General features: G+C 60.5%; 11 protein-coding genes and 1 other RNA gene. 2 read left to right on the top strand and 10 right to left on the bottom strand.

Going from position 1 to position 11794, the window contains the following annotated elements:
* Positions 1-16 precede the first annotated feature (16 nt).
* The 7 genes from JTP94_RS34240 to JTP94_RS34270 all read right to left on the bottom strand — a co-directional run bounded on the left by JTP94_RS34240 (position 17) and on the right by JTP94_RS34270 (position 8717).
* Complete coding sequence (locus tag JTP94_RS34240) at positions 17-856, bottom strand: MBL fold metallo-hydrolase (RefSeq protein WP_204854770.1); 840 nt, start codon at positions 854-856, stop codon at positions 17-19.
* A 126-nt stretch (positions 857-982) separates the two neighbouring features.
* Positions 983-1807 carry a TIGR00282 family metallophosphoesterase gene (locus tag JTP94_RS34245; protein WP_047555368.1) on the bottom strand — a complete coding sequence of 275 codons (825 nt, stop codon included), beginning with the start codon at positions 1805-1807 and terminating at the stop codon, positions 983-985.
* Between the two features lie 3 nt (positions 1808-1810).
* Complete coding sequence (locus JTP94_RS34250) at positions 1811-2398, bottom strand: 5-formyltetrahydrofolate cyclo-ligase (protein WP_204854771.1); 588 nt, start codon at positions 2396-2398, stop codon at positions 1811-1813.
* 102 nt (positions 2399-2500) lie between these two features.
* Entirely contained in the window at positions 2501-3178 is a 678-nt protein-coding gene (locus JTP94_RS34255; protein WP_204854772.1) for an HAD family hydrolase, read from the bottom strand.
* Positions 3179-3419: 241 nt separating this feature from the next.
* Entirely contained in the window at positions 3420-4817 is a 1398-nt protein-coding gene (locus JTP94_RS34260) for an AcvB/VirJ family lysyl-phosphatidylglycerol hydrolase (protein ID WP_204854773.1), read from the bottom strand.
* Entirely contained in the window at positions 4814-7423 is a 2610-nt protein-coding gene (gene mprF, locus JTP94_RS34265; protein ID WP_204854774.1) for a bifunctional lysylphosphatidylglycerol flippase/synthetase MprF, read from the bottom strand. Before mprF ends, JTP94_RS34260 begins: the two co-directional genes overlap by 4 nt.
* A gap of 430 nt (positions 7424-7853) precedes the next feature.
* The gene (locus tag JTP94_RS34270) at positions 7854-8717 is read right to left on the bottom strand and encodes a helix-turn-helix transcriptional regulator (RefSeq protein WP_204854775.1); all 864 of its coding nucleotides are present in this window, start codon (positions 8715-8717) and stop codon (positions 7854-7856) included.
* A 102-nt stretch (positions 8718-8819) separates the two neighbouring features.
* Between JTP94_RS34270 and JTP94_RS34275 the strand changes: the two genes are divergently transcribed.
* Together JTP94_RS34275 and JTP94_RS34280 are read left to right on the top strand one after the other, a co-directional pair.
* On the top strand, positions 8820-9638 hold the full coding sequence (locus tag JTP94_RS34275) for an SDR family NAD(P)-dependent oxidoreductase (RefSeq protein WP_204854880.1): 819 nt from the start codon (positions 8820-8822) through the stop codon (positions 9636-9638).
* 43 nt (positions 9639-9681) lie between these two features.
* Complete coding sequence (locus tag JTP94_RS34280) at positions 9682-10398, top strand: SDR family oxidoreductase (protein ID WP_204854776.1); 717 nt, start codon at positions 9682-9684, stop codon at positions 10396-10398.
* Positions 10399-10476: 78 nt separating this feature from the next.
* On the opposite strand, the gene ssrS is transcribed toward JTP94_RS34280, so the two are convergent.
* The 3 genes from ssrS to JTP94_RS34295 all read right to left on the bottom strand — a co-directional run bounded on the left by ssrS (position 10477) and on the right by JTP94_RS34295 (position 11409).
* Positions 10477-10635, bottom strand: a non-coding RNA gene (gene ssrS / locus JTP94_RS34285) — 6S RNA.
* 69 nt (positions 10636-10704) lie between these two features.
* Positions 10705-11082: a cell division protein ZapA gene (locus tag JTP94_RS34290; RefSeq protein WP_204854777.1), complete on the bottom strand. Its 378-nt coding sequence runs from the start codon at positions 11080-11082 to the stop codon at positions 10705-10707.
* Between the two features lie 51 nt (positions 11083-11133).
* Positions 11134-11409, bottom strand: coding sequence for a DUF4164 domain-containing protein (locus tag JTP94_RS34295; protein WP_015341018.1), 276 nt, complete (start codon positions 11407-11409; stop codon positions 11134-11136).
* Positions 11410-11794 lie beyond the last annotated feature (385 nt).

The raw sequence follows: 11794 nt of genomic DNA on the forward strand, positions 1-11794 counted from the left end.
GCCATGGGCATGGCAATCAAATCCCCTTCAGCACATAGATCAGCGGCTTTTTCGGCAGGGTTTTCACAGAAACGGTGACGCTTGCGGTCGGGGCGTAGGCGACATCGAAATCCGGGCCGAACAGGGCGAGGAACTGGTCGACGGGCGGTCCCCAGCGATGCATGGGAAGGATGAGTGATGAGCGCAGCCGCTTCACCACCCGGCTCATGCTGTCGGCCCCCATGGTCAAGCCGCCATCCACGGGCACCATCACGACGTCGAGGCGGCCGATCTCGGCATATTGCTGGTCTGTAAGTTCGAAATGCAGATGTCCCAGATGGCCGATGCAGAGGCCCGCCACCTCGAAGATGAAGATCGAATTGCCGTTGGGCTCGATCCCCCCGCCCCAGGAGCGGATATCGGTCACAACGTTGCGGATCAGCGTGTCGCCGACGGTCAGGTGGATCTTAGCCGGTTCGCCCGGCGTGTCGCTCCAGCCGTGCAGCACATATTTGATCGCCGGGTCGGGCGTCAGCGTGTAATGGCTCGGATGCGCCTTGTTCATGGTGACGACGTCAGGCGTATAGGGCGGCGGATAGGCGCCGCTGAAATCGGTGGCGATGGAAACGCCGCCGGGCGTCTCGATGAACAGGGTCGCATGACCGAGGAAGGTGATTTTCACGTCGCCATTGACGGGATCGTTGGCGAGTGTCGGGCCTTGATTGGAAAAGCTGGCGAAGGTCGCCTTGGGCAAGGACTGCGCAATCGCCTGGCATTGGCTCGGCTGAGGACGTGAAGGCTTCTCCTGGGCATCCGCGGCGCTCCAGCTCGCCGCAGCCAGCAGGAAGAACACGGCGAAGACAGGAAACCGCAGCATCTGCCACCCCTTCAAGCCCAGGAAGGGCAGAAGGATGCTGCATGACCGAAAACAGGTCCAGCGACAATCGGACACAATTGCTCACAATCGCGTCATTGCGCTTCGTTGATTAATTGCAGGGCACGATCAGCGCCAGAACTCGGGAATGGTCTCGGCCAGACGCGGCCCGAGCCTCAACGGCGCGATCTTCTCGGCAAGCCCCGTCGCATCCGATATCTCTACGCCGACGCCACAGATGGTCGCCGGTCCGGATGCCGCTTCGAAGCGACCCTTCGGCATTTTCGAAATGAACCGGTTGAGCGGCTCCTCTTTCTCCATGCCAAGCGAGGAATCATAGTCGCCGCACATGCCGGCATCCGACATGTAGGCGGTGCCACCGTTCAGGATCTGCGCATCGGCGGTCGGCACATGCGTATGCGTGCCGACGACGAAGCTGGCGCGGCCGTCGACGAAATGGCCGAAGCATTGCTTCTCGCTGGTCGCCTCCGCATGAAAGTCGAAGATGATGGCGTCCGCCTGCTCCTTCAGCGGGCAGGCATCGAGGATCACCTCCGCCGATTTAAAGGGATCGTCGAGCTCCGGATGCATGAAGACGCGGCCCATGATGTTAGCAACAAGCACGCGGGCGCCATTGCGCGCATAATAGATACCGGAACCTCGGCCGGGCGTGCCGGCGGGATAGTTGGCGGGGCGCAGGAACTGGTCATGGCGTTCGCAGAAGACAACGGCTTCCTTCTGATCCCAGACATGGTTGCCCGTCGTCACCACATCGGCGCCGGCATTGATCGTTTCGAGGAAGATGTCCTCGGTGATGCCGAAACCGCCGGCGGCATTCTCGCCATTGACGATGACGAAATCGAGCTTCAGATCGGACACGAGCCCCGGAAGGCGGTCCCATACCGCGGTTCGTCCGGTCTTGCCGACCATGTCACCCAGAAAAAGCAGCCGCATTCGCTATCCAATCGCTTCCGAAACGAAATCGAGTCCGCTCTCGGTCAAAATCGCGTCAAGACGGACATCATGCGGCTCAGCCGGTACTGATGGCACTTCTTGGCAATCGAATGCAATGCCGATCAGCCGCGGATTCAAGCCTTTTTGATGTAGACGTGCGATGGCGCGATCGTAATGGCCGGCTCCGTAGCCGATGCGATGGCCGGAGCTGTCGAACGCCGAAAGCGGCACCAGCATGATATCCGGATCGAGCACCGCTGCATCAGGCCCCGGCCCCGAGGTGCCGAACCCGGTCGCAACGAGCGCGGCACCCGGCACGAGTTCGCGAAAGACGATGGTGCTGCGATCGAGGATGACGGGCACACAAAGCCGCGCACCGCGCTCCCTGAGCCGCGCCATTAACGGCCTTATATCCACCTCGGACCGGATCGGTAGAAAACCGGAAACGATCGCTCCCGGTGCGACATCGATGGCATCGCCGCCATGGGCAGCCATGGCCAACCCCATTTCGATGCGTTCATCGGCTGGAATGGCATCACGCGCCGCCAGACGCTCGTTGCGATATTGGGCTTTAAGCTCTTTGGGGGTCATCGGATCTTCGCAATTTTCTATGATATCACGAAAACATAATGAGCCGGCAGCCTAATGCAATGCGCGAAAGCGACATCTGGGATGGTATGGTGCAAGCTGATATCAGCCGCCCTTGCGCACGACGGACATCTTTCCGTCGCCATCCAGATGCGCGCGGACATTTTCATAGTTCAACAACGTCGAGTGGCCGGTCTCCACCGGATGGGAATGCGTCGCGGTGATTACCATCACATCGGCGCCGGCCGCTTCGCCTGCCTTGATGCCGGCCATGACATCCTCGAACACCAGGCAATCGGAAGTACGCAGGCCCAGACGTTCCGCCCCGAGGATGTAGCCCTGCGGATCAGGCTTGCCGACCTTGACGTCCTCGGCGGTGACGATGAAGCGCGGCACCGGGATGCCGGCGGCGTCAAGTCGGGCCAGCGCCAGGCGGTACGGCGAGGAGGTAACGATCGCCCACCGCTCCGGCGGCAGTGACGCGAGGAAATCGATGGCACCCGGCAGCGCGACCACGCCCTCGACGTCGGCAATCTCCGCCTCCATGATGCCAGCCGACTCGGCGACCGGATCGACGCCGGGCAGGTTCAACTGGCCGATCGTATCGACACCGCGCTTGCCATGCATGGTCGGCATGAATTTTTCGACGTCCAGACCCTTGCTGCGAGCCCAATTGCCCCAGACGCGTTCGGCGGCGGCGATCGAATTGATGATCGTGCCATCCATGTCGAACAGGAAGCCGGAATAGGCTTTGGTAAAGGCGGAAGACGGTGCAGCGGACAAGGCAGGCCCTTTCTGGACGTGAAAACGAGTGGCCGGCGCAGCCGCGCCACTCGCGATAGGAGCTTCCTCCGACTAACGGCAGCCGCGGCAAGAAGCAAATGATTGCTGAGCAACGGACGCAGGAAAAACCCGTTCATTCGTTTCAGCCGGCACGACATCGGATGGAAGCGCTTGCATCGCCATCGGCGGATGGCGAAACGGAAGCGTGCGACTGAAGAGACCAGCCGCACGCGTCGATCTGTTATTCGCCGAGGCGGCTCTTCAGACCATTGATGATATGGTTCGCCAGCGCCTCATAATCGTCATCGAAATGGTGGCCGCCATCCATGGCGATGACTTCGGCGCCGGTGCCCTTCAGCAGCGGGCATCCGACGTCTTCGTCATCGTCCTTGCCGTACACGCATTGCACCATTTTCGGATTGATCGACTTGAGGTCATTGATGGGATCGCCACCCTTGCCCTCGCTCGAAGCGCCGAGCCAGCCCATGACCGAAATCACATAGTCGACCTTCTGCGACAACGACAGCAGGGACATCTGCACGATCTTGTCCTTGTCGGGCTGCTTCAGGCGGTTATAGCTCGCCGGCAGCACATCGGCGCCGAACGAATAGCCGATCAGCACCACGTGCTTGACCTTGAAACGCTTGGTATAGAACTGGATCATGCGCGCGAGGTCGTCTGCCGTCTGTTGCGGATCCCGCTCCGACCAGAAATAGTGCAGCGAATCCACGCCCACGACCGGAATGCCCTGATCCTGCAGATAGCTGCCGACTTCCTTGTCGATATCGCGCCAGCCGCCGTCGCCGGAATAGACGATCGCAAGCGTGTCCTCCGTCGGCGTCGTTTCCATGACATCAACAGGCAGGCCGAGCGGCGACTTCGCACTGTCGATCGACTTCATCAGGTCTGCCAGCGAAGCCTCGAGCGTCGCATAGGTATCGTCGATCCCGGAATCCGTGGTCTGGACCTCGGGATGATCCTTCTGGATCTCCTCGACGTGATCGCGTCCATCCTTCGGAGCATTCGGCGTGAAGGTCACGAGAATCGGATTCGGCAAAGCACCTTCCTGCAGGCCGAAGGACACCATGTCGCCATCGGTCTTCTTCTCGGCCGGCGTGCAAAGCTCCTGCTTCAGCCCGATGCCGGCTGCCGGATCCACGGCAAGCGTTCCGGCGACCGTGGCATCCGGGGTCTGCGCGGCTATCGTCAGTGCCATGGCGCCGCCTGCGCCGACGCCGGCGATGATCGGCAGTTGATAGGTGCTGTCGGCAAAGGAACGCTGCACCTGCTGGCTCAGTGATTCCAGATCCGAGACCATGTAGATGCAGCCGTCGTTCTGGCTGACGTCATATTTGTTCAGCGACGCCAGGAAGGACGGGTAATCGATGCCGATGACCAACGAGCCATTGGCGACGAGCTTGTCGGCAACCGCCTTTTCCTTGTCGCCCCAGCCCGTGGTGTCGGAGATCAGAACGACCTCGCTCGTCACCTTGCCTTGCGGGCGCAGGATATGCGGCGGCGAAATCATGCCCAGATCGTATTTGGTATCGTCTTCGTCGGCCCGTACAGAGCCTGAGGCAAGCAGACCCACCGTCAGCATGCATGCGAAAACCAATGACATTGCGTATTTCAAGATCATTTCCTCACGACCCCTTTTAGTCCGCCCCCGATGAGGAATGTGGCATCCATCAACGCGATCATGGGACTCACACCTCCCGAAACAGCCAGATAGCGTGGCTGCCATTCGGGATGGAATTTGGATTTGAAGGCACGAAGCCCTTTGAAATTGTAGAAACGTTCGCCGTGTTCGAACACGGTCCCCCCGACCCTGTCCCAAACCGGCGCCGACTCCCGTCTCGACATGCCCGAAAGCGGCGCCATACCCAGATTGAATCGATGAAACCCCTGCTCCTTGAGGTATTCGAGGATCTGCACGAACAGAAAATCCATCGACCCCTTCGGAGCATCGGGCGAAAAACGCATCAGATCGACGGACCCCTCTTCCTTGGTTTCCGTCATCAGAATATTCGCAAAAGCGACGATCTTACCATCCTTTTTCAACACGCCGACCGGCTGCGAGCTCACATAGTCCGGATCGAAAGCGCCCAGCGAAAAACCCTTTTCCTTGGCATTGTGGTCTGCGAGCCACGTATCCGAAACATGCTCGAGCTGATCCATGATTTCGGGCACATGTTGAGGATCGATAACGGCAAATTCTAGTCCGTCACGCACTGCCCTGCTCGCCGTCTGCCGAAGATTGGCCCATTTGCCGCCCTTCAGCTCGAAATTCGCGAGCTGAACCACCGCCAGTTCGCCGAGCTTGAAGGCACGCAGGCCGGCATCCGCGCAATAGGACAACAGCGCCGGCGAGATCTGATAGAAGACCGAGCGGCAACCGGCGGCACGGGCGGCCTCGACAAATCGCCAGATGAGATCGGGGAGTGCCTGACGTGGGCCGACGGGATCGAACAGCGCGATCCATGAACGGCCCTGCTTGCCATACATGATGAAGGCATCGCCCTTTTCCGAGAACATGATGCTCTTATCGCCCATGCGCACCAGATTGGCGTCGGCAATCCCCTGTTTCCGGACGACTTCGACGGCCCGCTCAACCGCATGGTCCGTCACCGGTTCCAGCCGCTTCGTCGCGGGACGCAACAGGCTGAAGATGGCAATCGCCGATGAAACAATGGAAATGCCGAGCACGGCACGAAGGCCGCGCGGCGCCTCGTCTGCGAATTCAAATTGCCACCAGAGCTGATTGCTGTAGCCGACATCGCGGTAGACGAAGAACAGGATGACGATGGCGCCGATGCAGACGACCGCAATGGCCGTCAGCCATCCGGCCGTGAGCGCTTGGCTCAGCAGAGATGCCGGGCGGGTGAACAACCGGCGGCTGACGACGAGGCTGAAGACGAGAAACGCCAGCAACCCGGCCTCGACGATGGCAATGGCCTTCAAGAGCGACAGCAGCAGTGCAAGCACCGCCGAGAAGATCGATACCCACCAGGCCCCGTCGAGACGCTGGCTGAGACCGCGCGCGGCAACGATCATGGCCACGCCCAGAATGCTGGACAGGAAATGCGCGCTTTCGACGAGCGGCAGCGGCACATAGTCGGAAAGGACGATCAGATTCTGGTCCGGCGTCGGCGTCACACTCGAAAATACCAGCATCATGCCGAGCAGCAGCCCGAAAGCCGACAGCAGCTGCGGCATCAGCCTGCCGCCGACGCGGCGCATGCTGGAGGCAACCGGATGATCGACGAAACGGCGCAATTCCGCGACCGAGATCGCCGCGATCGCGATGACAAGCGGAATGACGTTGTAGATGACGCGGTAAAGAACCAGCGAACTCAGAACGGCGTCCTCGTTCACCGAGCTGCCGAGCCAGGCGATGATGATCGTCTCGAAAACGCCGAAGCCGGCCGGAACGTGGCTTAGCACGCCAAGACCAACGGCGATGGCATAGATGGCGAAGAAGGCCGGCCAGCCGATGGCCGTTTCCGGCAGCAACACGTAAAGTACCGACGCCGACGCGGCGATGTCGAATGCGGTCACCAGGAATTGCCGTGACCAGGTTCGCGAATCCGGCAAGCGAACGGCGATCGGCCCTATGCGCACTTCCCGGCCGTTGCGGCCGATAAAGACGACGAAGGCAAGTGCTGCAAGAATGGCGACGGCGATCAGGCGAAGCCACAGGCCGTTGACATTGATCAGCGGTCCGATCTCGTCGGCGATGACCAACAATGCGATGGCGCCGACAGCGGCAAGGCCGAGGCCGAAGGCAAGCGTCACGAAAGCGATGACGCGGGTGATATCGTCAGGCGACAGGCCGAGCCGCGTATAGGCGCGGTAGCGGATCGCGCCGGCGCTGAGCGCGCCGAAGCCTGCCGTGTTGCCCACCGCATAGGCGCTGAATGATGTCAGTGCCACATGCGGAAACGGCAGCCGCTTGCCGATATATTCCAGCGCGTTCTGGTCGTAATAGATCAGGGAGAGGAAGCTCAGCCCCGTGAACAGCAGGGCGAGCAGGATGGAGGAAATCTTCGTCGTCGTCAGAGCATGCACGACGTCGTCGTAGCGCACCTCGTTCGTCAGACCGAAGATCGCATAGGCGGCGATGCAGAAGACGGCGACGGTCAGAACGGCAGCGATCAGCGTGCGGTATCGGTTCAGGAAACCGCTGATACCGCCACGCTCTTCCAATTCCTCATCGGCTTTTTCCAGATCGATTGGCGTCGACATGTTCTACCTGTTTATCTTGACTTTCGCCGGCCCGATTGCTCGGATATTCAGTAACAGCGACTATGCGTCTTCGTGTTGCCGTCTACACTTCTTTCGACAGGCCCGTTGTGACGCGTGCTCCCATCGTTCTGAATTTAGGCAATTTTGGCGCAGGCCCCATTCCACCAGCACTGGATCTGTTATTATTTACCGGATTTTGTCATTCACCCGGATTTTAAGCTTATCCACACACAAAAGTGACCGGCCTACCCTGCCTTAAGCGCAGCTCCCTATCAGGAAATTACAACCGGGTCACCTGTCCCCCCACGCCTTTCGAACGAAGATATCGTTCCAATCGCGCACAGCCCCACAGCGCGAGTTTGCCTGAGCCCTTCAGGCTGATCACACGCAGTGCCGCCGAACGACGTAGCCAGCCGAGATCAATGCGGGATCAGGCCTTCTCGTTCAGCTGCAGCAGCTCCTTCAGCTTCTCCTGGGTCCCGTCGTCCTCGAGCGGTGTGTAGACGACCAACTTCATATCCGTTCGATCGATAACGGCAAGCGCTGTATATTCGAACGTCATCAAGCCCCCGTGCGGATGACACAAGCGCTTGTGACCGGTCAATGGCCGCTGCACCTCCTGTCTGGGCCACCAGGCGCGAAACTCCGGGCTATCTCGCATCAAGGTCGCTATGAGCCGCTCAAAGTCAGGATCGCCGGCATAGCGGGCGCTATCCGCACGGAACATCGCAAGCGAGGTCGCCGCAACGCTCTCCCAATCGACCAGAAGCTGCCGATGCGTGGGATCGGTGAATACGCGATGTATTGTATTGCGGGCATCGCCCTGCAACAGGCCATAATCCCCGAAAATCGCCACGGCCGCCGAATTCCAGGCCAGCACGTCCCAGCGCCGGCCGAGGATATAGGCTGGCTGGCCGCTCAGGCTTGCCAGCATCCGCCGCAAAGATTCGGGAACTTGTTCCGGTCCCTGCGATATCGTCTCTGTCGGCGGTCGATCGCTCAGGGCAAAGAGATGCCGCCGCTCGGCAGCATCAAGCCTCAAAGCGTCGGCGAGCGCCGACAACACTTCCGCCGATGCGCGTACGTCCCGCCCCTGCTCCAGCCAGGTGTACCAGGTGGTCCCGACGCCGGCGAGAAGCGCCACCTCCTCCCGCCTGAGCCCCGGCGTCCGCCGGCGGAATCCGCCCGGCAGCCCGACGCCGGCCGGCGTCAGCTTCTCCCGGCGCGAGCGCAGGAAAGCACCGAATTCGCGGCGTCTGGCGGTGAGGACCGCCTCGTTCTGATGGATGTTCATCCACGCATCATAGCAGGATTGATACTAGGATAAAGCCGGAACTGTTTATCACCTTCTCGAGCTGTCAAATATTGTCGCGGAAACGAAATGGAGGCGCCCGCGATGGATGTGAGCGACAAGACGATACTGATCACCGGCTCGACCGATGGCGTCGGCAGACGGGTTGCCGAACGGCTTGCCCCGACGGGCGCAACGGTGCTGATGCACGGCCGCGACAAGCCGCGCGCCGAGCATCTGCTGTCCACCATTCGCGATGCCGGCGGCAAGGCGGCCTTCTACCCGGCCGACCTTTCGTCGTTGGATGATGTTCGCAGCCTGGCGGACGCGATCGAACGCGAGCACACTCAGCTCGACGTTCTGATCAACAATGCCGGCATCGGCACCGGCGGCGGTAACCCAAAACGCGAGCTCAGCCGCGACGGGCATGAACTGCGCTTTGCGGTGAACTACCTCGCCGGCTTCCTACTGACGCGCCGCTTGTTGCCGCTGTTGAAGGCAAGCGGCCATGCACGCATCGTCAATGTATCCTCCGCGGGACAGCAACCGATAGACTTCCGTGACGTCATGCTGACCCGCGACTACAGCGGCGTGCGTGCCTATTGCCAGAGCAAATTGGCGCAGGTCATGTTCACCCTCGACCTTGCCGAGGAACTGGCCGGCTCAGGCGTTGTCGCCAACTGCCTGCACCCGGCAACCTATATGGATACCACCATGGTGCGACAGGCCGGCGTGGCGCCCTTGAGCACCGTCGATCAGGGTGCGGACGCCATTCTCAATCTCGCTGCTAGCGCCGACATCGAAGGCTCTTCCGGTCTCTATTACGATGGGCGACGGCCCTCCCGCGCCAATGCCCAAGCCTATGATGCAAGCGCCCGCGAGCGACTTCGCACCCTCAGCCAAGACCTTACCGGCCTCGCCTGACCTCATCAATTCCATCATCCATATTCAAAAAAGGAGACGCGACATGTCACTCCAACATGCTGTCATTATCGGCGGCTCATCTGGCATCGGCCTTGCAACCGCGGCCGATCTTCTAGAGAAGGGCTACCGCGTCACGATCACGGGTCGCGACGAGACCAAACTGCAGGCGGCAGCGCAAAGTCTTGCGGGCGAGGTCACCACCGTCGTCATGGATGCCGCTGATCTCTACACTCTTCCCGAAGCCTTCAAGGCAATCGGCCCTCTTGATCATCTCGTCCTGGCGCTCGGTGGCGGCAATGGCGGCGGCCCCTTCGCCACGGTCGATCTCGCCGACCTCAGGAAGGGCTTCGAGCAAAAGACATTGGCACATTTTGCCTGCGCTCAGGCCTGCCTTCCCTTTCTTTCGAAGGAAGGCAGCATCACCTTCGTCTCGGCCGTCTCAGCACAAGCCGCCCTGCCAGGCACGGCTGGACTCGGCGCCGTCAACGCCGCCATTGCCGCGCTTGCGCCCATTCTGGCGGTCGAGCTGAAGCCGATCCGGGTGAATTGCGTTTCCCCCGGCGTCGTCGAGACGCCCTGGTGGGATTTCCTTGGAGACGATCAGAAGGCACCGGTTTTTGCCGGTTTTGCCGCGCGTACCCCGGTTGGACGCGTCGGTCGCCCGGAGGAGATTGCCCAGGCCATCGCCTTCCTGATCGGCAACGGTTTCACCAGTGGCCACACATTGATCTGCGACGGCGGTATCCGCCTCGGCCAATAACGGCTGCACGTTGCCCACGCCAAGTCACTGCCGGTCATCATCGGCAATGACGTCTTTATCTAAAATCAAGAAAGGATAGAGCGATCCACGACGACCGATGGATGTTTACGATCCTGGGTGCCTACAAACGTAGGTGGGCGCCGTGTGTCTAAGCCCAGGGGCCTAGCCAGGGACAGCTCCCTTTGGATCGAGTATGGCCCCAGGGATTGTGGTTCCTGTCGGGAAGCGCAGACCGCACGTCCTATATAAGGCGGATTGCGACATCGCACCAGTGGGTGCGAGCAGGCGGTTCGAGAAATATGATACTCAATTCGGCTCGGCGCTCGACCGGACCAGCAGTTTCTCAGTGATACCCTGAATCCGTGTCGTCACCTCGTCGATGACAGTGGCCAGCGTTTCATCGGCGCGGGTGCTGGCGGCAAGCACGGTGTCGCGGTTGCTGCGCAGGTTCTCCAGCTCGCCTTCCAATACCGAGACGCGGCGCGTCAGCTCCGACACCTCATCCATGATCATGATGCCGGCCATGACGGTCAGGCGCAGATCGCCGATCTCGCCGAACTGGCTCTTCAAATGCAGAACATAGCGGTCGAAACGATTGGCGAGATCCGTCAGATGCTCTTCCTGCCCCTCTTCGCAGGCCATCCGGTAGGCTTTGCCGTCGATCGTTACCGTTACCTGTGCCATTCGACTTTCCGATCATTGCCGCTGGTGGCGACGGCTGCGCCCCGTGAGGGATCAGCGGTCCAGCACGGCTCTTATGGTTTCCATCGCCGTAACAAGTCGGCGCGACACTTCGCGATTGACCTCCTCGAGCCGGTTTGCGCGGAACTCGGCCTGGTCCAGCTCCTGGGCCAGACGTGAGCGATCGGCGTGGACCCGTCGGACCTCGCCTTCTATGTCGCTTTGCGCCCGCTCCCGTTCGAAACGTCCGTCGACGGCGCTTTCCAAAGTCGAAAGCGCCTGGCGCAATTGGGCGAGCGCCGCATCCACCGTTTTGCCTGAAGGTGTCATGCCTTTCGATACTCCGCGCAAGGCCCGAATCAAAACATCCGGCCACTTGTCTGATTTCGCAACAATATTCAACTTGGCGACTGCACGTCAATAAAGGCAACCCTACGGCAGGGGGCCTAATCTGTGGATGAATGACCCGTTTGCCGACGATACAGGCTTTGTCGCACGATTGTCGTCTTTTGTAAAAGTGAACAGGCAAATGTCAAAAAAGTGCGGCAGCCGCCCCGGATTGGGGCCTCGATTTATTGACTTGCTCGCCCCAACTGCTATGTCTCAGCCGCCTGAGGTGACGCTGAAAATGGAGTTCGGAGGAACGTCTCCCTTTCGCCCGCCTTTCAACCGGTGGCCTCCCTCCCAAGCGTGCGGCCATCCCCCGAACCCGGAA

It is taken from the genome of Martinezella lusitana, assembly GCF_016901135.1.
In the GTDB taxonomy this organism is placed as follows: Bacteria; Pseudomonadota; Alphaproteobacteria; order Rhizobiales; family Rhizobiaceae; genus Rhizobium; species Rhizobium lusitanum_D.